The organism is Enterobacter sp. SGAir0187, from assembly GCF_002952735.2.
GTDB lineage: Bacteria > Pseudomonadota > Gammaproteobacteria > Enterobacterales > Enterobacteriaceae > Enterobacter > Enterobacter quasiroggenkampii.
This window is the reverse complement of sequence record NZ_CP025034.2, coordinates 3,707,337-3,732,297: the sequence shown is the minus strand read 5'-3', so window position 1 is coordinate 3,732,297 and position 24,961 is coordinate 3,707,337. Positions and strand designations below refer to the sequence as shown.

Below are 24,961 nucleotides of genomic sequence, written 5' to 3'. Positions count from 1 at the left end.
AATGATAAAGCCCGATGAATCACCGGGCCTCAGAAGAGAGCGTCTCGACGCGAAGCTGGTCTGGCGCCAGCCCAACGCTGAGAATGACAGGCTGCCACTCCTCGCGCGCGGCAAGCGTCGGGGAGAGGCCTTTGGCAAGCCAGAATCCCCCCAGCCCCCCTAATGCGGCACCGCACATGGCGGCTCCGTCGGTGCCAAACAGCATCTGGAAAACGCCGCCCATAATAAACAGCCCGATCAGCGGAGAGAGATAGACCAGCATGGCAGAGCTGAGCAGACTGCCTTCCGCGATGCCCAGTTCAACCTTCTGCCCGGCCATCAGCGGCTGTTCGCTTGGCACAGAAATCGTGTGCGATGTTTGCGGCCCGAGCTTATTCAGCACGCGGCTGCCGCAACCGGCTCGGGATGCGCAGCTATTGCACGAGGCTTTTACATCGCAACTCACCAGCGCAATGCCGTTTTGCCATGAGACAACTGTCGCCCACTCTTTGATCATTGTGCGGCCCTGAATTTAATGCTGTCGGAGATGCGCTTCGCCGTTTGCGGAGGAAGTTCCCCCACAATGGTGATCTCTGCGTTATCGCGTACCGTTGTGCTCACCGTACGGCGCCCGGTACGCAGCATTTGTTCGGCGCTGTTTGCCGTTGCGCGATTGATATTCACCGAGAAGCTAAACAAACCATCGGAATAGAGGCGCGATTCCACCGGCGTTTCAATCGTTGGCAGCTGACGACGGCTGCTGGACACTTCGCTAAACCCTTGTGGGATCCAGGCAGGTACCCAGTTGAAATTAACGGAATCGCCTGCCGGAACGGAAAGCAGCGGCGGCAGGCTGGCCTTAGCCAGATTCTGCATGCTGTTGCCAACCTGATTGTTCACGCTGAAGGAGATAACGCGGAACTGTTCCAGCGTTTCACCGTCACGATCAAGCAGGTCTACACGCATGGGGAGTTTGGTGTCCGCGTCGATCCAGACAATATAGCTGTAGCGCGTTCCATCCCGGGCGACAACGCGGATCACCTCACACAGTCTGTCCGCAATACGCGTACGCCCTACCGAGATAAAATCGTAGTAAGGGGCCAGCCGTTTGAAGTCGGTGTAAATGAGTGACGGCAGAGAATCAACGATATAGTCGCCATTCAGCGTGAAAGGCTCCAGGCCTGGCTCGAAATAGCTGATTTCGTTACCACGCTGGACAACTTCCCGACGCGGGCCATCCATCTGTAAAAGCTGGGCGAGCGGCTGGTTATCAAGACGGGCATGGCGATAGCGTAAAGACTCGACGCCCTGCTTATTGATGCTGATAAATGCCAACTCGTAATTGAGTGACTGGCTGGCCAGATTCATTTGCTGCAACAACGCCCCGGATGATACATCAGCCGAGGCGTTGGCAGAGAAGAACAGGCTACCCGCCATCAGAGACATGGCGAACCAAAGTTGCTTCATTACTGCGATTGCGTTCCTAAAGTTTGGTTTCCGGGCACCTGCACAGCAGCTTGCTGTGTCTGCGCCTGCTCAAACTGAAGCTGTTCAGAGTGCAGACGACGCTGCAACTCGTAATCCTGCAACATCGCATTAATGCGACGGCGCTGCTCCTGAACCTGCTGTTGCTGGCCGCCGTTGGCGGAAGCATCAGCCGGTACGCCCAGGCTTACCGGGCTGGCTTTGCCCATCATCGGCAGTGTGTTAAACACTGGCGCTTCTGGCTGCTGATTAGTTTCAGACTGAGTATTATAGTGCTGGACGCCAACGATAACTGCAAGCGATACGCATGCAGCCACACCCATTTGGGTAAGCTGGCTGGCCCACGGACGCACCTTTTGCCAGAATGGCATTTTCTGCCACTGGTGAGGCGCGGGTTGAGCTTCAGGAATCAGCGGAGTGGTCTGATGAACAGGCTCATTCTCAATCGCCGCCATGACGCGGGCTGAGATATCGAAATGGAGAACCTCGCCGGTGTCACCGCGAAGGGTATCACGGATGAGATGGTAACTCTCCCAGGTCTCTTGCATTTCGGGAGAATGAGACAGCTCGTTGAGCAGCTCACTATCCACCGTTTCACCATCCATTAAAGCGGAAAGTTTTTCTTTCTGCATGCCTAATACCTTTTCCAGTATCCCGCTATCGTCAACGCCTGATAAGCGGTTGAACTTTATTATCAATAGCTTCTCGCGCACGGAAAATTCGTGAACGTACCGTGCCGACCGGACAATCCATGATAGCGGCTATCTCTTCATAGCTCAGACCATCCAGCTCCCGTAACGTAATTGCCATGCGTAAATCTTCCGGGAGCGACTCGATCGTGCGAAAAACGATTTGTCTCAGTTCTTCTGACAACATTAAGTTCTCAGGGTTCGAAATTTCTTTCAATGCGCCGCCACTTTCGAAGTTTTCGGCGTCGATTGCGTCCACATCACTAGAAGGCGGACGACGGCCCTGAGCGACCAGATAATTCTTTGCCGTATTGACCGCAATACGGTACAGCCAGGTATAAAAAGCACTATCTCCCCGGAACGAATCCAGCGCGCGATAGGCCTTAATAAAAGACTCTTGCACCACATCAGGCACATCGCCTGACGGTACATAGCGGGAAACCAGGCTCGCCACCTTATGCTGGTAGCGCACCACCAGTAAGTTAAAGGCTTTCTGATCTCCCTTCTGGACCCGTTCAACCAGGACCTGGTCCGTTAACTGCTCGCTCATCCGAGGTAATGTCTCCCCAAACCTAAATTCCACGCGTTATCGAAACGCCACTCTAAAAATACCGCACTTTGAGCAAGCACCGAATTAGAGTGTCTGATCTTCAATAAGTTCCGTAACGCCTTTGTTTTTGTTCATCGCGCCGCAGACTGTTCATTTTCTCTCATTATAAGTCTGTTCACGATACGCACCACTTTCTGACAAGAAACATCTTTTTCCCGCCAGAAGAGTAACGCAACCCAGTCTTTATTTCATCACAAAATCTGACGCTAACGATCTGCTTCGCAAAATAATTTCACTCATTTACCCTCCGTTTACCGCTGCTTACGCGTTTAGTCATTGCAACAGCCATTAAAAAAAACGTGCGATAAATCGCATTCAGGTGCTATTCTGACCTGACACTGTTTAGTAAATTAAACAACAATCATGAACACAACACCTGAACTCCATTGTGATGTACTGATCATCGGCAGCGGCGCTGCCGGTCTCTCTCTGGCGCTACGCCTGGCCGAGCATCAAAACGTTATCGTTCTGAGTAAAGGGCCGATAAGCGAGGGTTCCACGTTTTATGCCCAGGGCGGGATTGCCGCCGTGTTTGATGAGACAGACAGCATTGCTTCCCACGTCGACGATACGCTGATTGCCGGGGCAGGGATCGTGGATGCGCACGCCGCAGAGTTTGTCGCCAGCAATGCCCGCCATTGCGTGCAGTGGCTCATCGACCAGGGCGTCTTATTCGATACGCAGGTTCAACCCAACGGTGAAGAGAGCTACCATCTGACGCGCGAAGGCGGCCATAGCCACCGCCGCATCCTGCACGCAGCGGATGCCACCGGGAAAGAAGTGGAGACCACGCTGGTCGGCAAGGCGCTGAGCCATCCTAATATTCGGGTGCTTGAACGAAGTAACGCCGTTGACCTGATTATCTCCGACAAGATTGGCCTGCCGGGCACGCGTCGCGTGGTGGGCGCCTGGGTCTGGAACCGCAATAAAGAGAAGGTGGAAACTTGCCAGGCGAAAGCTGTAGTGCTGGCCACGGGCGGTGCCTCTAAAGTGTATCAGTACACCACGAACCCGGACATTGCTTCCGGAGACGGTATCGCGATGGCCTGGCGCGCCGGCTGCCGGGTGGCGAACCTTGAGTTCAATCAGTTTCACCCAACCGCCCTGTTCCATCCTCAGGCACGCAACTTCCTGCTGACGGAAGCCCTGCGCGGCGAAGGTGCCTATCTGAAACGCCCTGACGGCACCCGCTTTATGCCGGACTTTGACTCTCGTGGCGAACTGGCCCCACGCGATATCGTTGCCCGCGCCATCGACCATGAAATGAAGCGTCTTGGCGTGGATTGCATGTATCTTGATATCAGCCACAAGCCTGCAGAGTTTATTCGCCAGCACTTCCCGATGATTTACGAAAAACTGCTCAACCTTGGCATCGATTTAACGCGCGATCCGGTGCCGATTGTGCCAGCCGCCCACTATACCTGTGGTGGGGTGATGGTTGACGATCATGGGCGTACCGATGTCGATGGCCTGTATGCTATCGGTGAGGTCAGCTATACCGGGCTTCATGGCGCGAACCGTATGGCGTCTAACTCGCTGCTTGAGTGCCTGGTCTACGGCTGGTCGGCCGCAGAAGACATCACCAAACGCATGCCCTACGCCCGCGAGACAGAGCGCCTGCCTGCCTGGGATGAAAGCCGCGTGGAAAATCCGGACGAGCTGGTCGTGATCCAGCATAACTGGCATGAGCTACGGCTGTTCATGTGGGATTACGTCGGGATTGTGCGCACCACGAAACGTCTTGAGCGCGCGCTGCGCCGCATCACGATGCTGCAGCAGGAAATTGATGAGTATTATGCCAATTTCCGCGTATCGAATAATCTGCTGGAGCTGCGCAATCTGGTGCAGGTTGCCGAGCTGATTGTTCGCTGCGCGATGATGCGTAAAGAGAGCCGCGGGTTGCACTATACGCTGGACTATCCGGATCAGCTTGCGGAATCCGGCCCGTCGATCCTCGCCCCGCAGGTTTACATAAACAGATAAAACGCCTGGGTCAGAGCAGTGTAATCTTCGGAATAACGCTGGTCTGGCCCACGGATCACCATTCGATCGTTAAAGCATTCCCCCTCTTTCGGCGAGAGCGCCAGCAGCACGCGGTGCGGTAGCCGTCCTTCCGTATCCGAAATATCGGTACGCAGACGTAACGTCCAGCCGATCTCCTGCGCGATACCGATGAACGTGTTGCCGGTACTCTCAGGCAGGACCACGCAGAAAAAACCTTCTTCGGAGATGAGTTCCGCCGCACTGGTGAGCAGCGCTTTATGATCGAGGGAGCCGGTATAACGCGCCTGTTCACGCTCGGGTGTCCCGCACTCAACGCCGGGCGCATAGTAGGGAGGGTTGCTGACGATCAGGTCGTAACGCGCGGTTTGTTCAGGCGCCCAGGCGAGCACATCGGCGCAGTCCACTTTCATGCGGGCAGCCCAGGGGGATTCGGCCACGTTTTCACTTGCCTGCTCTGCCGCCTGCGCATCCAGCTCGACGGCATCAATGGTGACATGTTCTTCCGTACGCTGCGCCAGCATTAACGCCACCAGCCCGCTGCCGGTACCGATATCAAGAATACGCTTAACCCCTGCGACAGGTGCCCACGCGCCCAGTAAAATACCGTCTGTACCGACTTTCATGGCACAGCGATCGTGAGCGACAAAAAATTGTTTAAACGTAAAACCATCGCGGCGCAGCTGCGCTTTGAGTTGAGACATGTCGGAGCAACCTTCTAAGTGAAACTGGAGTAGCATAGGGGAAAGCGAAGTGGCCGAAAAGCGATATCCATACAAACAGATGAAGATTACAGCCGTAACGTCTATAATCAGCGCCCCACACAGAGGTAGAACATGACTGTAACGACTTTTTCCGAACTTGAACTCGATGAAAGCCTGCTCAATGCACTTGAGAGCAAAGGCTTTACACGCCCGACCGCCATTCAGGCAGCGGCCATTCCGCCTGCGCTTGAGGGCCGCGATGTGCTCGGTTCTGCGCCAACCGGCACGGGGAAGACAGCAGCCTATTTGCTGCCTGTGTTGCAGCATCTGCTCGATTTTCCACGTAAAAAATCTGGCCCGCCGCGTATTTTAATCCTGACGCCGACGCGTGAACTGGCCATGCAGGTGGCCGATCACGCGCGTGAACTCGCGGCAAATACCCATCTGGATATCGCTACCATCACCGGCGGCGTTGCGTATATGAACCACGCCGAAGTGTTCAGCGAAAACCAGGACATCGTCGTTGCGACGACGGGCCGCCTGCTGCAGTACATTAAAGAAGAGAACTTCGACTGCCGCGCGGTTGAAACGCTGATCCTCGACGAAGCCGACCGTATGCTGGACATGGGCTTCGCACAGGATATCGAGCACATTGCCGGGGAAACGCGCTGGCGTGACCAGACGATGCTGTTCTCTGCCACCCTTGAAGGGGAAGCGATTAAAGACTTCGCAGAGCGTCTGCTGGAAGATCCGGTAGAAGTGTCGGCGACGCCGTCCACCCGTGAGCGTAAGAAGATCCACCAGTGGTACTACCGCGCGGACAACCTTGAGCACAAGGTCGAATTGCTCAAACACCTGCTGAAGCAGGAAGATGCGCTGCGCACAATCGTGTTTGTGCGTAAGCGCGAGCGCGTGCACGAGCTGGCAGAAATGCTGCGTAACGCCGGGATCAACAACTGCTATCTTGAAGGCGAGATGGCGCAGATCAAGCGTACCGAAGGCATTAAGCGCCTGACCGATGGCCGCGTTAACGTGCTGGTTGCCACAGACGTTGCCGCTCGCGGGATCGACATCCCTGACGTCAGCCACGTCATTAACTTCGATATGCCGCGCAGCGGCGATACCTATCTGCACCGTATTGGCCGTACCGGCCGCGCGGGCCGCAAAGGGATTGCTATCTCACTGGTCGAAGCGCATGACTACCTGCTGCTGCAGAAAATTGGCCGCTATGTTGACGAGCCGCTGAAAGCGCGGGTTATTGATGGCTTGCGCCCAACCACACGTGCGCCGAGTGAAAAAATGACGGGTAAACCGTCCAAGAAAGCGCTCGCGAAACGTGCTGAGAGAAAAGAGAAAGAAAAAGAGAAACCACGCGTGAAGCAGCGCCACCGCGACACCAAAAATATTGGTAAGCGCCGTAAGCCAAGCTCTGCCGCACCAGAGACAAAAACGGAAGAGTAAAAAAAAGCCGGGGAAATCCCCGGCTTTTTTATTCCCCCCGTAGCTGAAGCCTTACAGGCTTTCAGTAAAGGTACGCGCGATAACGTCGCGCTGCTGTTCTGGGGTCAGAGAGTTGAAGCGTACCGCATAGCCGGACACGCGAATGGTCAGCTGTGGGTATTTTTCTGGGTGTTCAACCGCGTCCATCAGCGTTTCGCGACGCAGTACGTTTACGTTCAGGTGCTGACCACCTTCCACGCGCACTTCCGGTTTCACTTCCATTGGAATTTCACGGTATTCGATTTCGCCCAGTTTGCTCACCGGCACGATTTCATCTTCAGCAAAACCCGCTTTCGCGACGACACAGCGCGCTTCGTTTTTCTCGCTGTCCAGCAGCCAGAAAGAGTTGAGCAGATCGTCATTTGCAGCTTTAGTAATCTGGATACCTGTAATCATGTGTTGCCTCCCTTAGGCTACATTAACTGATGTCGGCCTCTCGCGGCCAATTGGTAAAACCATTGTTTCTTGTGTGTATATATATCATTCACACCCCGGTGATTTATTGATTTAAATCAACAAAAACACCAACCACATAAAGAGTGTGGTTTGAATTTATTGCTTTAGATCAATTTCACGACCTTACCAATTCAATTTAACCTGCACATTTTCAACATAAATTTAGCCACTTAGCGCGCATTTCAGTGTGCTATTTTGCTCACCGGGCTTTAACAGGTAAGCTAGTCAGAGATTGAAATTCGCAGGAGAGCGAGATGACGACACCTTTAACCTGGCATGACGTGCTGGCAGAAGAAAAGCAGCAGCCCTATTTTATCAATACGCTCAGCACCGTTGCGGCTGAGCGCCAGTCCGGACAGACGATTTACCCGCCGCAGAAAGATGTGTTCAACGCCTTTCGCTACACCGAACTGAGCGATGTGAAAGTGGTCATTCTGGGCCAGGATCCCTATCACGGCCCGGGCCAGGCGCATGGGCTGGCGTTTTCCGTACGTCCCGGCGTGGCGATCCCCCCTTCTCTGCTCAATATGTATAAAGAGCTTGAGGGAACCGTGCCCGGGTTTACCCGGCCAAACCATGGCTACCTGGAAAGCTGGGCGCGTCAGGGCGTGCTGTTATTGAACACGGTACTCACCGTTCGGGCCGGCCAGGCGCACTCGCACGCCAGCCTGGGCTGGGAGACGTTCACCGATAAAGTCATCAGCCTGATCAACGAACACCGTGAAGGGGTCGTGTTTTTACTTTGGGGATCGCACGCGCAGAAGAAAGGGGCGATTATTGACCGTCAGCGTCATCACGTGTTGAAAGCGCCGCACCCGTCACCGCTGTCTGCACATCGCGGTTTCTTTGGCAGTAATCATTTTGTTCTGGCGAACGAATGGCTGGAAAAACGTGGCGAAACGCCCATTGACTGGATGCCTGTGTTACCGGCAGAGAGCGAATAGTATTTGAATGTGCCGGGTCGGCCCCGGCACATGAAGAGGCTTATGCCTTATTCTGACGCCACCACTCGGCCAGCAGTACACCGGTCGCAACGGATACGTTCAGACTTTCCACATTGCCTGTCCCATCAATAGAGACGCTCAGATCCGCACTGGAGAGCGCCGCATCAGACAGACCATCGCGTTCCTGACCCAGCACCAGCACCATTTTGCGTGGCAGCGTCGCTTTAAACAGCGGCGTACCGGCATGGCTCGAGGTGGTCACGATGGAATAACCCGCTTTACGGAACTGCTCAAGGGCATCCAGCACGCTGTCGCCGGTGATCGGCTGTACGTGTTCGGCTCCGCCTTCCGCAGTACGGATCGCGGCACCGGATTCCAGCAGCGCGGCATCCTGCAACAGCACGCCTTTCACGCCAAAGTGCGCGCAGCTGCGCATCATTGCGCCCAGGTTATGCGGGTTACCCACGTCCTCCAGCGCCAGCACGCAGTCATCGGCATCCGCCTGACTGACCCACTGCTGAACGGTCGTACCGTTACGTTTTTTGATCAGGAAGCAGACGCCGCCGTGGTGTTCGGTACCTGATGCTTTGGTCAGCTCGGCATCATCAACCACGTGGTAGGCTTTGCGGTTTGCCGCCATCCAGCGTAGCGCTTCTTTAAAGCGCGGGGTTACGCTCTGAATAAACCAGGCGCGGACGATACATTCAGGACGGCTCTGGAACAGCGCCTGGCAGGCGTTCTCACCATACACGCGAGTCTCTTCCGCACGCTGACGGCGCAGCACTTCCGGGTCGATAAAGCTTTTACCGCTAATACCGCCGTGATCGGCCTTTTCTGGCGTTTCGTCGCCAGGGGCACGAGAAACGGTGCGCCACGGGGAGGCGTTATCACGTGAGAAGTCATCCCGCGGACGGTCATCGCGTTTGCGATCGTCACGCTTGCGGTCATCACGTTTGCGGTCATCACGTTTGCGGTCATCACCGCGGTTGTTTCTGTCATCGCGGGCGGGGCGACGGCCACCGTCTGCACGAGAAGACGCCGGACGCCCGCCACCTTTTCCGGTACGCGGATTTTGGGTGCGTTTATCAGAGTCATCATCACTGCGGACATACATCACTTTGACCTTGCCGCTTTTATTTTTCATTTCGTCGTTCATGCTTTTCTCCACCAGCGCTGCGCGAAGCGCGCAGATTACCCGATGTGCCAGCGCATAGCCATAATTTCGTACAAAAGCCTGTGACTATTGTTCTTATTGAATAAAACGCATTGTTGTTTCAAACAGGCTCATTGATAATATGTAACATATTAGAAACATTATCGGCGTTTTGCCGCTGTCCCACGGCTCTATCAGAGGTTAGTTATGAATACCGTATGTGCCAACTGTCAGGCTCTTAACCGCATTCCGGACGATCGGATTGAAGATGGTGCGAAATGCGGACGCTGCGGCCATGAATTGTTTGATGGCGAGGTCATTAACGCGACGGGTGCTACGCTGGACAAACTCCTCAAGGACGATCTTCCTGTTGTGGTTGATTTCTGGGCGCCCTGGTGCGGCCCATGCCGGAGCTTCGCGCCGATCTTCGAAGACGTGGCCGAAGAGCGCAGCGGAAAAATACGTTTCGTGAAGGTCAATACAGAAGCTGAGCCCGAACTGAGCGCCCGTTTTCGCATTCGCAGCATCCCGACCATTATGATTTTCAAAAATGGTGAAGTGCTCGATATGCTCAACGGTGCGGTGCCTAAAGCGCCTTTTGAAAGCTGGTTAAACGAGTCGCTGTAACATTCTCAGGGCACATCTTGTGCCCCGTTCTCGCCTCTGCGAAAATAGGGTTTTTCCTGCATTTCGCCCATGACTGATAACGCTGTTCTTCAATTACGCGCCGAACGCCTTGCGCGCGCTACCCGCCCCTTCCTCGCGCGCGGAAACCGTATTCGCCGCTGTCAGCGCTGCCTGCTGCCGCTGAAGGTTTGCCTGTGCGAGACGCTGGCGCCGAGTACGGCCCAGAGCCGTTTTTGTCTGGTCATGTTTGATACCGAGCCAATGAAGCCCAGCAATACAGGTCGCCTCATTGCCGATATTCTGCCGGATACCGCGGCATTTCAGTGGTCCCGCACGGAGCCCCCTCAGGCGCTGCTCGACTTAGTGGCAAGCCCGGACTATCAGCCGATGGTCGTTTTCCCTGCGTCATACGCAGGTGTCGATCGCCAGGTGCTTTCGACGCCGCCAGCCGGTAAACCACCGCTGTTTATTATGCTGGACGGCACCTGGACCGAAGCGCGAAAAATGTTCCGTAAAAGCCCGTATCTCGACGCACTGCCGGTGATGTCTGTCGATCTTTCCCGCGTCTCCGCCTATCGCCTGCGTGAAGCGCATGCTGACGGGCAATACTGCACCGCCGAAGTGGCCATTGCGCTTCTGGATCTGGCGGGTGATACCGCTGCGGCTGGCGCCCTGGGCAACCATTTCTCCTGTTTCCGGGAACGCTATCTGGCAGGAAAAACCGTTCATAAGGGCAGCGTCACAGCAGCCGAGGCGGAAAGCGTTTAAAATCATCAGGTCGCTTGCATTCACAGGAGGCCTGCATGAGCCAGCGAGGGTTAGAAGCGCTACTTCGTCCTAAATCCATTGCCGTCATCGGCGCATCAATGAAACCGGATCGTGCTGGCTATCTGATGATGCGCAACCTGCTGGCCGGGGGATTTAATGGCCCCGTCATGCCCGTCACACCGGCGTATAAGGCGGTTCAGGGAGTGCTTGCATGGCCTGATGTACAGAGCCTGCCTTTCGTACCGGATCTGGCCGTACTGTGTACAAACGCGAAACGGAATCCGGAACTGCTGGAATCACTCGGCAAGAAAGGCTGTAAAACTTGCATTATTCTCTCGTCTCCGCCTGAACAGAAAGCCGAGCTTCTGGCCTGCGCCAGCCGCTATCAAATGCGCATTCTTGGGCCAAACAGTCTCGGCCTGCTCGCCCCCTGGCAGGGCTTAAATGCCAGCTTCTCTCCAGTTCCAATCCGCAAAGGCAAGCTCGCGTTTATCTCGCAGTCGGCTGCGGTATCGAACACCATCCTCGACTGGGCGCAGCAGCGTGAAATGGGATTCTCCTACTTCATTGCGCTCGGCGACAGTCTGGATATCGACGTTGATGAGCTGCTGGATTTTCTGGCGCGCGACGGTAAAACCAGTGCGATCCTGCTTTATCTTGAGCACCTCAGCGACGCGCGTCGTTTTGTCTCGGCGTCGCGAAGCGCGTCGCGCAATAAGCCGATCCTGGTGATCAAAAGCGGGCGCAGCCCTGCGGCTCAGCGTCTGCTGCAGTCGCATTCCGGCATGGATCCCGCCTGGGACGCCGCCATTCAGCGCGCGGGTTTGCTGCGGGTACAGGATACGCACGAGCTTTTTTCCGCCGTTGAGACGTTAAGCCATATGCGCCCGTTACGCGGTGAGAAGTTAATGATTGTCAGTAACGGTGCCGCCCCTGCGGCACTCGCCCTGGATGAGCTGTGGCGGCGTTTCGGCAAGCTGGCCACGCTGAGTGAAGAGACGCTGCAGCGCCTGAAAGACGCGCTTCCGACCAGCGTGACGCCCGGCAATCCACTTGATTTGCGCGATGACGCCAGCAGTGACCGCTATATCAGGGCAATTTCCATTTTGCTGGATAGCCAGGATTTCGATGCGCTGATGATTATCCACTCCCCCAGCGCGGTCGCGCCGGGCAGCGAAAGCGCGCGCGCACTCATTGAGGCCGTGCGCAATCATCCGCGAGGCAAATATGTCACCCTGCTGACCAACTGGTGCGGTGAGTTTTCTTCGCAGGAGGCCCGGCGCCTGTTCAGCGAAGCCGGACTGCCAACCTACCGCACGCCGGAAGGCACCATTACCGCGTTCATGCACATGGTGGAATATCGCCGCAACCAGAAACAGCTCCGCGAGACGCCGGCGTTGCCCGGTAATCTGACGGCCAATACCGTCGACGTTCACCGGCTGTTGCAGCAGGCAATCGAAGAAGGCGCAACGTCGCTGGATACGCATGAAGTCCAGCCCATTCTGGGCAGCTACGGGATGCAGACCCTGCCGACCTGGATCGCCAGCGACAGCGCTGAGGCCGTGCATATTGCCGAGCAGATTGGCTATCCGGTTGCCCTGAAGCTGCGCTCCCCGGATATCCCGCATAAGTCTGACGTTCAGGGGGTGATGCTCTACCTACGAACGGCGACAGAGGTGCAGCAGGCCGCAGATGCCATTTTTGATCGGGTCAAAATGGCGTGGCCACAGGCCAGGATCCACGGCTTGCTTGTACAAAGCATGGCTAACCGCGCAGGCGCTCAGGAGTTACGCGTGGTGGTTGAACACGATCCCGTCTTCGGCCCGCTCATCATGCTGGGTGAAGGTGGTGTGGAGTGGCGCCCGGAGGAACAGGCCGTGGTGGCGTTACCGCCGCTGAACATGAACCTGGCGCGTTATCTGATTATCCAGGCGATCAAAAGCAAAAAGATCCGCGGCCGGAGCGCGCTGCGTCCGCTTGATATTGCCGGGCTAAGTCAGTTCCTGGTGCAGGTCTCTAACCTGATTGTGGATTGTGCCGAGATCCAGCGGCTGGATATTCATCCGCTGCTCGCCTCGGGCAATGAGTTTACGGCGCTGGACGTGACCCTGGATATCGCGCCCTTTGAAGGAGACAGAGAGAGCCGTCTTGCGATCCGCCCGTATCCCCTGCAGCTGGAAGAGTGGGTTGAGATGAAAAATGGGGAACGGGCCTTGTTCCGCCCTATTCTGCCGGAAGATGAGCCCCAGTTGCGGGCCTTTATCTCTCAGGTCACGAAAGAGGATCTTTATTATCGCTATTTTAGCGAAATCAACGAATTTACCCACGATGATTTAGCCAATATGACCCAGATCGACTACGATCGAGAAATGGCGTTTGTTGCCGTTCGTCGCGCCGATAAGGGTGATGAGATCCTCGGCGTCACGCGTGCGATTTCTGACCCAGATAACGTCGATGCGGAGTTTGCCGTGCTGGTACGCTCCGATCTAAAAGGTCTGGGCCTGGGAAGACGACTGCTGGAAAAACTCATCAGTTATACGCGAGATCACGGATTGTTACGCCTTAATGGCATTACTATGCCTAACAATCGCGGTATGGTGACCCTGGCGCGAAAACTTGGTTTTGACGTTGATATTCAGCTGGACGAAGGTATTGTTGCCTTGTCCCTCAGTCTGACATCAGCAGACAAACGCGAGTAAGCTACTGGAAATGTTACCCACTTTGGACGGGACTGGTGGTATCATTGTCCGCTTATGTTGTTTGCATAGTACAGACAACCCTTCAATGAACAGAGAAGAAACGCACTGTGATGTTGTCAAAATTTAAGCGTAATAAACATCAACAACACCTTGCTCAACTACCGAAGATTTCTCAGTCAGTTGATGATGTAGAGTTCTTTTACGCTCCCGCTCATTTTCGGGAGACGCTTCTGGAAAAGATTGCCAGCGCCACGCGACGCATTTGCATTGTGGCACTGTATCTTGAACAGGATGAAGGCGGGCGCGCGATCCTGAACGCGCTCTATGAAGCCAAACGTCAGCGTCCGGAACTGGATGTTCGCGTGCTGGTAGACTGGCATCGCGCTCAGCGTGGCCGAATTGGCGCTGCAGCGTCAAACACCAATGCTGACTGGTATTGCCGCACGGCGCAGGAAAATCCTGGCGTTGACGTGCCTGTTTATGGCGTCCCGGTGAATACCCGTGAAGCACTCGGCGTTCTTCATTTCAAGGGGTTCATCATCGATGACAGCGTGCTTTACAGCGGCGCCAGTCTCAATGATGTCTACCTTCATCAGCTCGATAAATATCGCTACGACCGTTACCATCTGATCCGTAATCCGCAGATGGCCGATATCATGTTCAACTGGGTTGATAAAAATCTGGTTCATGGCCGTGGTGTTAATCGTCTTGACGATCCCGAGCGCCCTAAAAGCCCGGAAATCAAAAATGATGTTCGCGCCTTCCGCCAGGAGCTGCGCGATGCGGTCTATCATTTCCAGGGCGATGCGAACAACGAAGAGTTATCCGTTACCCCGCTGGTAGGGCTCGGCAAATCAAGCCTGCTGAACAAAACGATTTTCCATCTGATGCCGTGCGCGGAGCAGAAACTCACTATCTGCACGCCGTATTTCAACCTTCCTGCCGTGCTGGTGCGTAATATCATTCAGCTGCTGCGCGACGGTAAAAAGGTGGAAATCATCGTGGGTGATAAAACCGCAAACGACTTCTTCATACCTGAAGATCAGCCGTTCAAAATCATCGGTGCATTGCCTTATCTCTATGAGATTAACCTGCGCCGTTTCCTGAGCCGCTTACAGTATTACGTCAACACTGACCAGCTGGTTGTGCGTCTCTGGAAAGATGAAGACAATAGTTACCATCTGAAAGGCATGTGGGTCGACGATGAATGGATGCTGCTGACCGGTAACAACCTGAACCCGCGCGCGTGGCGACTGGATCTGGAAAACGCTATCCTGATCCATGATCCGCAGCATGAGTTAGCCGCCCAACGTGAACGCGAGCTGGAGCTGATTCGCACCCATACAACCGTGGTGAATCACTACCGCGAACTGCAGAGCATTGCCGATTATCCGGTGAAAGTTCGCAAGCTTATTCGCCGCTTACGTCGTATCCGTATCGACCGACTTATCAGCCGTATTCTGTAATGTCCAGGCCCTGTCACCCGCAGGGCTTTTTTATGGGGCCCGTTGATGCGTATTCCTCTGTTACTGAGTGTCATTTTCCTGAGTGGCTGTAGCCATATGGCCAACGATAGCTGGTCCGGACAGGATAAAGCACAGCATTTTCTCGCTTCCGCGATGTTGTCCGCAGCCGGGAATGAATATGCCCAGCATCAGGGATACAGCCGGGACCGTAGCGCGGCGATCGGGCTGATGTTCTCAGTAAGTCTTGGGGCATCAAAAGAACTGTGGGATAGCCGCCCCGCAGGGAGCGGCTGGAGCTGGAAAGATTTCGCCTGGGATGTTGCCGGTGCAACGACCGGCTATGCCGTATGGCAGATGGCGCGGTATTAAAGTCGAATGCCTTTCCCTTTGCGATGCAGCATCAGCGAGACAACAAACGCCAGTGCCCCCATTCCCGTTACGTACCAGAAGAATGTCGTTTCACTTCCCCATGATTTAAGCGACAGCGCTACGTACTCCGCCGATCCGCCAAACACCGCGTTGGCGACCGCATAAGAGAGCCCTACCCCTAACGCACGGACCTGCGCCGGGAACATCTCGGCTTTCAGTATCCCGCTGATGGAGGTGTAGAAACTGACAATCACCATCGCCACCATCACCAGCGCAAAGGCAGCATACGGTGAAGAGACATGCTGAAGCGCAGTCAGAATGGGGACGGTACATAATGCCGACAATCCGCCAAAAATGAGCATCGACGTACGTCGGCCAATTTTATCCGAGAGCGCGCCGACGATCGGCTGTATGAGCATAAAGACAAACAGCGCCACGGTCATGACCACGCTGGCGACGTTTGCGTGCATGCCGGTGGTGTTTACCAGGTATTTTTGCATATAGGTGGTGAACGTATAAAAACTGAGAGAGCCGCCTGCAGTGAAGCCCAGCACCATCAGGAAAGCTTTACGGTTACGCCATAACCCTTTGAATGTTCCCGCCTCCTTCAGCATCCTGACCTCTTTCTGAGAGGTTTCATCTAGCTGACGGCGTAGCCAAAGTGCAACGACCGCCAGTACAGCGCCCATTGCGAAAGGGATCCGCCATCCCCAGACGTGAAGTTGTTCGTCCGTCAGAATTTGCTGCAGGATCACCACCACAAGAATGGCCAGCAGTTGACCGCCAATCAGTGTGACGTACTGGAATGAGGCGTAAAAACCTTTACGGCCTTCCAGTGCAATTTCACTCATGTAGGTTGCACTGGTACCGTATTCACCACCCACCGATAATCCCTGGAATAAGCGGGCCAGCAAAAGTAGTGCCGGTGCCCAGGTACCAATCGATGCATATCCCGGTAAGCAGGCGATCACCAGCGAGCCAAAGCACATCATGCACACCGAGATCAGCATAGAGGCCTTACGCCCGCGACGATCCGCAATACGGCCGAACAGCCAGCCCCCGATGGGTCGCATCAAGAAGCCTGCGGCGAAGACGCCTGCCGTTTGTAGCAACTGCGTGGTGGTGTTGCCGGAGGGGAAAAAAATATGTGCGAAGTAGAGTGAACAGAATGAGTAGACGTAAAAGTCGAACCATTCAACCAGATTCCCTGAAGAGGCGCTGATGATTGCCCATACCCTTCTTCGGGTATCACTGTGAGCCAGCGTCCCGTTTGATGTCATGCTTTCTGTCATTGTAATTATGCTCCTGCCATAAACTGCGGCGTATTGAGCCAGGAGACTCAATAACCTCGTAAATGAAATGTTATAATTTTGTTATAAATGACATTGAGACCGAGATCACACATTCCATTAGCAGGATAAGGGATTAAGACAAAAGCCAGAGTGGGAAAACAAAAGCAAAAAACCCCGCACCTTACGGTACGGGGTTCTTCTAATTGATGCCTGGCAGTTCCCTACTCTCACATGGGGAGACCCCACACTACCATCGGCGCTACGGCGTTTCACTTCTGAGTTCGGCATGGGGTCAGGTGGGACCACCGCGCTAAAGCCGCCAGGCAAATTCTGTTTAATCTGTATCAGGCTGAAAATCGTGTCTGTCTCTTCGCCAAAACACCTTCGGCGTTGTAAGGTTAAGCCTCACGGTTCATTAGTATCGGTTAGCTCAACGCATCGCTGCGCTTACACACCCGACCTATCAACGTCGTCGTCTTCAACGTTCCTTCAGGACTCTCAAGGAGTCAGGGAGAACTCATCTCGGGGCAAGTTTCGTGCTTAGATGCTTTCAGCACTTATCTTTTCCGCATTTAGCTACCGGGCAGTGCCATTGGCATGACAACCCGAACACCAGTGATGCGTCCACTCCGGTCCTCTCGTACTAGGAGCAGCCCCCCTCAATTCTCCAGCGCCCACGGCAGATAGGGACCGAACTGTCTCACGACGTTCTAAACCCAGCTCGCGTACCACTTTAAATGGCGAACAGCCATACCCTTGGGACCTACTTCAGCCCCAGGATGTGATGAGCCGACATCGAGGTGCCAAACACCGCCGTCGATATGAACTCTTGGGCGGTATCAGCCTGTTATCCCCGGAGTACCTTTTATCCGTTGAGCGATGGCCCTTCCATTCAGAACCACCGGATCACTATGACCTGCTTTCGCACCTGCTCGAGCCGTCACTCTCGCAGTCAAGCTAGCTTATGCCATTGCACTAACCTCCTGATGTCCGACCAGGATTAGCTAACCTTCGTGCTCCTCCGTTACTCTTTGGGAGGAGACCGCCCCAGTCAAACTACCCACCAGACACTGTCCGCAACCCGGATCACGGGTCTACGTTAGAACACCAGCCATTAAAGGGTGGTATTTCAAGGACGGCTCCACGCAGACTGGCGTCCACGCTTCAAAGCCTCCCACCTATCCTACACATCAAGGACCAGTGTTCAGTGTCAAGCTATAGTAAAGGTTCACGGGGTCTTTCCGTCTTGCCGCGGGTACACTGCATCTTCACAGCGAGTTCAATTTCACTGAGTCTCGGGTGGAGACAGCCTGGCCATCATTACGCCATTCGTGCAGGTCGGAACTTACCCGACAAGGAATTTCGCTACCTTAGGACCGTTATAGTTACGGCCGCCGTTTACCGGGGCTTCGATCAAGAGCTTCGCGTTACCGCTAACCCCATCAATTAACCTTCCGGCACCGGGCAGGCGTCACACCGTATACGTCCACTTTCGTGTTTGCACAGTGCTGTGTTTTTAATAAACAGTTGCAGCCAGCTGGTATCTTCGACTGATTTCAGCTCCACCCGCAGGGGCTTCACCTACATATCAGCGTGCCTTCTCCCGAAGTTACGGCACCATTTTGCCTAGTTCCTTCACCCGAGTTCTCTCAAGCGCCTTGGTATTCTCTACCTGACCACCTGTGTCGGTTTGGGGTACGATTTGATGTTACCTGATGCTTAGAGGCTTTTCCTGGAAGCAGGGCATTTGTTACTTCAGCACCGTAGTGCCTCGTCATCACACCTCAGCGTTAAAAGGTACCGGATTTACCTGGAACCTCCGCCTACATGCTTAAACCGGGACAACCGTCGCCCGGCTAACATAGCCTTCTCCGTCCCCCCTTCGCAGTAACACCAAGTACAGGAATATTAACCTGTTTCCCATCGACTACGCCTTTCGGCCTCGCCTTAGGGGTCGACTCACCCTGCCCCGATTAACGTTGGACAGGAACCCTTGGTCTTCCGGCGAGCGGGCTTTTCACCCGCTTTATCGTTACTTATGTCAGCATTCGCACTTCTGATACCTCCAGCATGCCTCACAGCACACCTTCAACGGCTTACAGAACGCTCCCCTACCCAACAACACATAGTGTCGCTGCCGCAGCTTCGGTGCATGGTTTAGCCCCGTTACATCTTCCGCGCAGGCCGACTCGACCAGTGAGCTATTACGCTTTCTTTAAATGATGGCTGCTTCTAAGCCAACATCCTGGCTGTCTGTGCCTTCCCACATCGTTTCCCACTTAACCATGACTTTGGGACCTTAGCTGGCGGTCTGGGTTGTTTCCCTCTTCACGACGGACGTTAGCACCCGCCGTGTGTCTCCCGTGATAACATTCTTCGGTATTCGTAGTTTGCATCGGGTTGGTAAGCCGGGATGGCCCCCTAGCCGAAACAGTGCTCTACCCCGAAGATGAATTCACGAGGCGCTACCTAAATAGCTTTCGGGGAGAACCAGCTATCTCCCGGTTTGATTGGCCTTTCACCCCCAGCCACAAGTCATCCGCTAATTTTTCAACATTAGTCGGTTCGGTCCTCCAGTTAGTGTTACCCAACCTTCAACCTGCCCATGGCTAGATCACCGGGTTTCGGGTCTATACCCTGCAACTTAACGCCCAGTTAAGACTCGGTTTCCCTTCGGCTCCCCTATACGGTTAACCTTGCTACAGAATATAAGTCGCTGACCCATTATACAAAAGGTACGCAGTCACACCACGAAGGTGCTCCCACTGCTTGTACGTACACGGTTTCAGGTTCTTTTTCACTCCCCTCGCCGGGGTTCTTTTCGCCTTTCCCTCACGGTACTGGTTCACTATCGGTCAGTCAGGAGTATTTAGCCTTGGAGGATGGTCCCCCCATATTCAGACAGGATACCACGTGTCCCGCCCTACTCTTCGAGTTCACAGCAAGTGTGCTTTCGTGTACGGGACTGTCACCCTGTACCGTGCGACTTTCCAGACGCTTCCACTAACACACAAGCTGATTCAGACTCTGGGCTGCTCCCCGTTCGCTCGCCGCTACTGGGGGAATCTCGGTTGATTTCTTTTCCTCGGGGTACTTAGATGTTTCAGTTCCCCCGGTTCGCCTCGTTAACCTATGTATTCAGTTAACGATAGTGCAACGAATTGCACTGGGTTTCCCCATTCGGACATCGCCGGGTCAAAGGTTCATATCACCTCGCCGGCGCTTTTCGCAGATTAGCACGTCCTTCATCGCCTCTGACTGCCAGGGCATCCACCGTGTACGCTTAGTCGCTTAACCTCACAACCCGAAGATGTTTCACTTCTGATTGCGAAAATTTGAGAGACTCGAACACACCATTAAAGATGTGTCGTTTCAATTTTCAGCTTGATCCAGATTTTTAAAGAGCAAATATCTCAAACGTGACTCGCAAGTCAGTTTTGAGATATGACGGCAGGTGACTTTCACTCACGAACCAGCAAGTGGCGTCCCCTAGGGGATTCGAACCCCTGTTACCGCCGTGAAAGGGCGGTGTCCTGGGCCTCTAGACGAAGGGGACACTGAAGTCTCAATCGCAAGACGCCTTGCTATTTACTTTTCATCAGACAATCTGTGTGAGCACTGCAAAGGCAGGTTCTTTAAGGTAAGGAGGTGATCCAACCGCAGGTTCCCCTACGGTTACCTTGTTACGACTTCACCCCAGTCATGAATCACAAAGTGGTAAGCGCCCTCCCGAAGGTTAAGCTACCTACTTCTTTTGCAACCCACTCCCATGGTGTGACGGGCGGTGTGTACAAGGCCCGGGAACGTATTCACCGTAGCATTCTGATCTACGATTACTAGCGATTCCGACTTCATGGAGTCGAGTTGCAGACTCCAATCCGGACTACGACGCACTTTATGAGGTCCGCTTGCTCTCGCGAGGTCGCTTCTCTTTGTATGCGCCATTGTAGCACGTGTGTAGCCCTACTCGTAAGGGCCATGATGACTTGACGTCATCCCCACCTTCCTCCAGTTTATCACTGGCAGTCTCCTTTGAGTTCCCGGCCTAACCGCTGGCAACAAAGGATAAGGGTTGCGCTCGTTGCGGGACTTAACCCAACATTTCACAACACGAGCTGACGACAGCCATGCAGCACCTGTCTCAGAGTTCCCGAAGGCACCAATCCATCTCTGGAAAGTTCTCTGGATGTCAAGAGTAGGTAAGGTTCTTCGCGTTGCATCGAATTAAACCACATGCTCCACCGCTTGTGCGGGCCCCCGTCAATTCATTTGAGTTTTAACCTTGCGGCCGTACTCCCCAGGCGGTCGACTTAACGCGTTAGCTCCGGAAGCCACGCCTCAAGGGCACAACCTCCAAGTCGACATCGTTTACGGCGTGGACTACCAGGGTATCTAATCCTGTTTGCTCCCCACGCTTTCGCACCTGAGCGTCAGTCTTTGTCCAGGGGGCCGCCTTCGCCACCGGTATTCCTCCAGATCTCTACGCATTTCACCGCTACACCTGGAATTCTACCCCCCTCTACAAGACTCTAGCCTGCCAGTTTCGAATGCAGTTCCCAGGTTGAGCCCGGGGATTTCACATCCGACTTGACAGACCGCCTGCGTGCGCTTTACGCCCAGTAATTCCGATTAACGCTTGCACCCTCCGTATTACCGCGGCTGCTGGCACGGAGTTAGCCGGTGCTTCTTCTGCGGGTAACGTCAATCGGTGAGGTTATTAACCTCACCGCCTTCCTCCCCGCTGAAAGTACTTTACAACCCGAAGGCCTTCTTCATACACGCGGCATGGCTGCATCAGGCTTGCGCCCATTGTGCAATATTCCCCACTGCTGCCTCCCGTAGGAGTCTGGACCGTGTCTCAGTTCCAGTGTGGCTGGTCATCCTCTCAGACCAGCTAGGGATCGTCGCCTAGGTGAGCCGTTACCCCACCTACTAGCTAATCCCATCTGGGCACATCTGATGGCAAGAGGCCCGAAGGTCCCCCTCTTTGGTCTTGCGACGTTATGCGGTATTAGCTACCGTTTCCAGTAGTTATCCCCCTCCATCAGGCAGTTTCCCAGACATTACTCACCCGTCCGCCGCTCGCCGGCAAAGTAGCAAGCTACTTTCCGCTGCCGCTCGACTTGCATGTGTTAGGCCTGCCGCCAGCGTTCAATCTGAGCCATGATCAAACTCTTCAATTTAAGTTTGATGCTCGTGAATTAAACTTCGTAATGAATTACGCATGTTCACTCAGAGACTTGGTATTCATTTATTGTCCGAAGACATTAAGAATCCATGTCACTTTGAGTGCCCACACAGATTGTCTGATAAATTGTTAAAGAGCAGTGCCGCTTCGTTTTCGCTGCGGCGCGGGGTGTGCATATTACGCCTTCCCGCTTCAGAGTCAAGCGTTTATTTTCGCTTTTCTCTGCTGACCCGGCGGCGTGTGTGCCGTTGTTCCGTGTCAGTGGAGGCGCATTATAGGGAGTAATTCTGAACCTGCAAGGATAAAGTGAAATTTATTTACTGACTGTTCACTTTCCAGGCAAAACCAACTCCAGACCTCAATTTTCGCCTGGTTTTTAAACAAAAACGAGCCGCAAGCGGCTCGTTTTTGCGTTTTGTGACTTACTGCACTGCCACAATGCGGTCGTCGTTGGCTTCCAGACGGATAACTTTGCCAGGAACCAGCTCCCCGGAGAGGATCTGTTGCGCCAGCGGGTTTTCGATATGCTGCTGGATAGCGCGTTTCAATGGACGCGCACCGTACACCGGATCGTAACCATTCTTACTCAGCAGCTTCAGCGCATCGTCGGAGATGTGAATTTCATATCCACGCTCTTCCAGACGTTTGTACAGACGCTGCAGCTGGATCTGCGCAATCGACGCAATGTGTTTCTCACCCAGAGGATGGAATACCACCACTTCATCAATACGGTTGATGAACTCCGGACGGAAGTTATGGCTTACCACACCCAGCACCAAATCCTTCATATGGCTGTAGTCCAGTTCACCGAAACGTTCCTGAATCAAATCGGAACCCAGGTTCGAGGTCATAATGACAACCGTATTACGGAAGTCGACCGTTCTCCCCTGCCCGTCGGTCAGACGACCATCATCCAGCACCTGAAGCAGGATGTTGAACACATCCGGATGCGCTTTTTCCACCTCATCCAGCAGGATGACGGAATAAGGACGACGACGCACCGCTTCTGTCAGGTATCCACCTTCTTCATAGCCCACATATCCTGGAGGCGCCCCGACCAGACGCGAGACGGAGTGTTTCTCCATAAACTCGGACATGTCGATACGCACCATCGCATCGTCGCTGTCGAACATAAAGTTAGCCAGCGCTTTGCACAGCTCGGTTTTACCGACACCGGTCGGCCCCAGGAACAGGAACGAACCAATCGGACGGTTTGGATCAGACAGCCCTGCACGGCTACGACGAATAGCATTCGATACCGCTTCAACCGCTTCGTTTTGACCAATCACGCGATTGTGGAGATCGTTCTCCATGCGCAGCAGTTTTTCACGCTCGCCTTCCAGCATGCGCGCCACCGGAATACCGGTCCATCGGGCAAGCACTTCCGCGATCTCGGCATCCGTCACTTTATTACGCAACAGACGCATCGTTTTACCTTCTGACTGCGTCGCTATCTCAAGCTGTTTTTCCAGCTCAGGAATTTTGCCGTACTGCAGCTCTGACATTCGCGCCAGGTCGCCCACGCGTCGCGCCTGCTCAATGGCAATTTTTGCCTGTTCGAGTTCAGCTTTAATGGTCTGCGTACCAGAAAGGGAGGCTTTCTCGGCTTTCCACTCTTCTTCCAGCTCAGAGTACTGGCGCTCTTTATCGTCCAGTTCTTCATTGAGCATATCGAGACGTTTCTTACTGGCTTCATCAGACTCTTTCTTCAGCGCCTGCTGTTCCAGCTTGAGCTGAATGATGCGTCGGTCGAGTCGGTCCAGCTCTTCCGGCTTCGAGTCAATTTGCATACGAATGCTCGACGCCGCTTCATCAATCAGGTCGATCGCTTTATCCGGCAGCTGACGGTCAGCAATATAACGATGCGAAAGCGTCGCCGCCGCAACGATGGCCGGGTCAGTGATCTGCACATGATGGTGCAGTTCATAGCGCTCTTTCAGACCACGCAGGATCGCGATGGTATCTTCAACGCTTGGCTCGGCAACAAACACTTTCTGGAAACGACGTTCCAGCGCAGCATCTTTCTCAATGTACTGACGGTACTCATCCAGCGTGGTGGCACCGACGCAGTGAAGTTCACCGCGCGCCAGCGCAGGTTTCAGCATGTTCCCGGCATCCATCGCGCCGTCTGCCTTGCCGGCACCGACCATGGTGTGCAGCTCATCGATAAACAGGATAACGTTGCCTTCCTGCTTCGCCAGGTCGTTAAGCACGCCTTTAAGGCGCTCTTCGAACTCGCCGCGGTATTTCGCACCGGCCACCAGCGCGCCCATATCCAGCGCCAGTACGCGACGGCCTTTCAGCCCTTCCGGCACTTCCCCGTTGACAATACGCTGCGCCAGCCCTTCAACGATGGCGGTTTTACCGACCCCCGGTTCACCTATCAGTACCGGGTTGTTCTTGGTACGACGCTGCAGTACCTGAATGGTACGGCGGATTTCTTCATCACGGCCGATCACCGGGTCAAGTTTGCCCTGTTCAGCACGCTCGGTCAGATCGACCGTAAATTTCTTCAAAGCCTGACGTTGGTCTTCGGCTCCCTGATCGTTCACGCTTTCACCTCCGCGCATATTCTCAATCGCCTGAGTCACATTGGCGGTGGTCGCACCGGCAGATTTCAGCAGGTCGGTCAAGGTACCGCGTGATTCAAGCGCCGCCAGAACAAACAGCTCTGACGAAATAAAATTGTCCCCACGTTTTTGCGCCAGCTTGTCGCAAAGGTTCAGGACGCGCACCAGATCCTGCGACGGCTGAACGTCGCCGCCGGTCCCTTCAACCTGCGGTAAACGGCTCAGCGCCTGATCGATAGCGGTGCGTAACTGGCCAGCATTAATGCCAGCGGACGTTAATAAAGGACGTACCGATCCCCCTTCCTGATTCAGCAAGGCGCTCATTAAATGAAGAGGTTCGATAAATTGGTTGTCGTGCCCCAGTGCGAGGGACTGGGCATCGGCGAGAGCAAGCTGGAATTTATTAGTAAGACGATCCAGACGCATAACTCCTCCCATAACAGGTCAAATTTGCTACTGGA

The 24,961-nt window shown here is 54.4% G+C and carries 18 protein-coding genes, 1 tRNA gene and 3 rRNA genes; 8 read left to right on the top strand and 14 right to left on the bottom strand.

Annotated features, from left to right (window positions below; genetic code table 11):
• Positions 1–19: 19 nt before the first annotated feature.
• The 5 genes from rseC to rseD are packed head-to-tail and all read right to left on the bottom strand — an operon-like array spanning position 20 to position 2,783.
• On the bottom strand, positions 20–496 hold the full coding sequence (gene rseC, locus CWR52_RS18050) for a SoxR-reducing system protein RseC (RefSeq protein WP_032653064.1): 477 nt from the start codon (positions 494–496) through the stop codon (positions 20–22).
• Complete coding sequence (gene rseB, locus CWR52_RS18045) at positions 493–1,446, bottom strand: sigma-E factor regulatory protein RseB (RefSeq protein WP_104950321.1); 954 nt, start codon at positions 1,444–1,446, stop codon at positions 493–495. The genes rseC and rseB overlap by 4 nt, the downstream gene beginning before the upstream one ends.
• The gene (gene rseA, locus CWR52_RS18040) at positions 1,446–2,096 is read right to left on the bottom strand and encodes an anti-sigma-E factor RseA (protein ID WP_104950320.1); all 651 of its coding nucleotides are present in this window, start codon (positions 2,094–2,096) and stop codon (positions 1,446–1,448) included. The genes rseB and rseA overlap by 1 nt, the downstream gene beginning before the upstream one ends.
• A gap of 31 nt (positions 2,097–2,127) precedes the next feature.
• Entirely contained in the window at positions 2,128–2,703 is a 576-nt protein-coding gene (rpoE, locus tag CWR52_RS18035) for an RNA polymerase sigma factor RpoE (RefSeq protein ID WP_006176728.1), read from the bottom strand.
• A complete protein-coding gene (gene rseD, locus CWR52_RS23600) occupies positions 2,700–2,783 on the bottom strand; it encodes a rpoE leader peptide RseD (RefSeq protein ID WP_223605340.1) in 84 nt (27 codons plus the stop codon). The genes rpoE and rseD overlap by 4 nt, the downstream gene beginning before the upstream one ends.
• A gap of 343 nt (positions 2,784–3,126) precedes the next feature.
• Between rseD and nadB the strand changes: the two genes are divergently transcribed.
• Positions 3,127–4,746, top strand: a complete 1,620-nt coding sequence (nadB, locus tag CWR52_RS18025) for an L-aspartate oxidase (RefSeq protein WP_045908531.1) — start codon at positions 3,127–3,129, stop codon at positions 4,744–4,746.
• Here nadB and trmN read toward each other — a convergent pair.
• Positions 4,731–5,468, bottom strand: a complete 738-nt coding sequence (gene trmN, locus CWR52_RS18020) for a tRNA(1)(Val) (adenine(37)-N(6))-methyltransferase TrmN (RefSeq protein WP_104950319.1) — start codon at positions 5,466–5,468, stop codon at positions 4,731–4,733. The two genes, nadB and trmN, sit on opposite strands and share 16 nt — an antisense overlap.
• Before the next feature lie 132 nt (positions 5,469–5,600).
• Here trmN and srmB point away from each other — a divergent pair, with 132 nt between their 5' ends.
• Complete coding sequence (gene srmB / locus CWR52_RS18015) at positions 5,601–6,929, top strand: ATP-dependent RNA helicase SrmB (protein ID WP_104950318.1); 1,329 nt, start codon at positions 5,601–5,603, stop codon at positions 6,927–6,929.
• Between the two features lie 51 nt (positions 6,930–6,980).
• On the opposite strand, the gene grcA is transcribed toward srmB, so the two are convergent.
• The gene (gene grcA / locus CWR52_RS18010) at positions 6,981–7,364 is read right to left on the bottom strand and encodes an autonomous glycyl radical cofactor GrcA (RefSeq protein WP_008502190.1); all 384 of its coding nucleotides are present in this window, start codon (positions 7,362–7,364) and stop codon (positions 6,981–6,983) included.
• Positions 7,365–7,678: 314 nt separating this feature from the next.
• Here grcA and ung point away from each other — a divergent pair, with 314 nt between their 5' ends.
• Positions 7,679–8,368: a uracil-DNA glycosylase gene (gene ung, locus CWR52_RS18005; RefSeq protein WP_023333064.1), complete on the top strand. Its 690-nt coding sequence runs from the start codon at positions 7,679–7,681 to the stop codon at positions 8,366–8,368.
• Positions 8,369–8,408: 40 nt separating this feature from the next.
• Here the strand turns inward: ung and CWR52_RS18000 are convergent, their stop codons facing one another.
• On the bottom strand, positions 8,409–9,524 hold the full coding sequence (locus tag CWR52_RS18000; RefSeq protein WP_100121722.1) for a tRNA/rRNA methyltransferase: 1,116 nt from the start codon (positions 9,522–9,524) through the stop codon (positions 8,409–8,411).
• Positions 9,525–9,728: 204 nt separating this feature from the next.
• Between CWR52_RS18000 and trxC the strand changes: the two genes are divergently transcribed.
• From trxC to CWR52_RS17975, 5 genes are all read left to right on the top strand, one after another.
• Positions 9,729–10,148 (top strand): thioredoxin TrxC, encoded by a 420-nt coding sequence (gene trxC, locus CWR52_RS17995; protein ID WP_045908528.1) that lies wholly within the window; start codon positions 9,729–9,731, stop codon positions 10,146–10,148.
• Between the two features lie 69 nt (positions 10,149–10,217).
• Entirely contained in the window at positions 10,218–10,916 is a 699-nt protein-coding gene (tapT, locus tag CWR52_RS17990; protein WP_104950317.1) for a tRNA-uridine aminocarboxypropyltransferase, read from the top strand.
• A 35-nt stretch (positions 10,917–10,951) separates the two neighbouring features.
• On the top strand, positions 10,952–13,615 hold the full coding sequence (locus CWR52_RS17985; RefSeq protein WP_104950316.1) for a bifunctional acetate--CoA ligase family protein/GNAT family N-acetyltransferase: 2,664 nt from the start codon (positions 10,952–10,954) through the stop codon (positions 13,613–13,615).
• A 110-nt stretch (positions 13,616–13,725) separates the two neighbouring features.
• Positions 13,726–15,081: a CDP-diacylglycerol--serine O-phosphatidyltransferase gene (pssA, locus tag CWR52_RS17980; RefSeq protein ID WP_023331103.1), complete on the top strand. Its 1,356-nt coding sequence runs from the start codon at positions 13,726–13,728 to the stop codon at positions 15,079–15,081.
• Positions 15,082–15,126: 45 nt separating this feature from the next.
• Entirely contained in the window at positions 15,127–15,450 is a 324-nt protein-coding gene (locus CWR52_RS17975; RefSeq protein ID WP_045908525.1) for a YfiM family lipoprotein, read from the top strand.
• Here CWR52_RS17975 and CWR52_RS17970 read toward each other — a convergent pair.
• The 6 genes from CWR52_RS17970 to clpB all read right to left on the bottom strand — a co-directional run bounded on the left by CWR52_RS17970 (position 15,447) and on the right by clpB (position 24,926).
• Positions 15,447–16,742 (bottom strand): MFS transporter, encoded by a 1,296-nt coding sequence (locus tag CWR52_RS17970; RefSeq protein WP_104950315.1) that lies wholly within the window; start codon positions 16,740–16,742, stop codon positions 15,447–15,449. The genes CWR52_RS17975 and CWR52_RS17970 overlap by 4 nt on opposite strands.
• Before the next feature lie 208 nt (positions 16,743–16,950).
• Positions 16,951–17,066, bottom strand: a 5S ribosomal RNA gene (rrf, locus tag CWR52_RS17965).
• A 70-nt stretch (positions 17,067–17,136) separates the two neighbouring features.
• Positions 17,137–20,039: ribosomal RNA gene (locus CWR52_RS17960) — 23S ribosomal RNA — on the bottom strand.
• A 183-nt stretch (positions 20,040–20,222) separates the two neighbouring features.
• Positions 20,223–20,298: transfer RNA gene (locus CWR52_RS17955), tRNA-Glu, on the bottom strand.
• 85 nt (positions 20,299–20,383) lie between these two features.
• Positions 20,384–21,925: ribosomal RNA gene (locus CWR52_RS17950) — 16S ribosomal RNA — on the bottom strand.
• Together the 16S, 23S and 5S rRNA genes with 1 tRNA gene alongside form the textbook arrangement of a ribosomal RNA operon.
• 427 nt (positions 21,926–22,352) lie before the next feature.
• Positions 22,353–24,926 carry an ATP-dependent chaperone ClpB gene (clpB, locus tag CWR52_RS17945; protein WP_104950314.1) on the bottom strand — a complete coding sequence of 858 codons (2,574 nt, stop codon included), beginning with the start codon at positions 24,924–24,926 and terminating at the stop codon, positions 22,353–22,355.
• Positions 24,927–24,961: the final 35 nt, after the last annotated feature.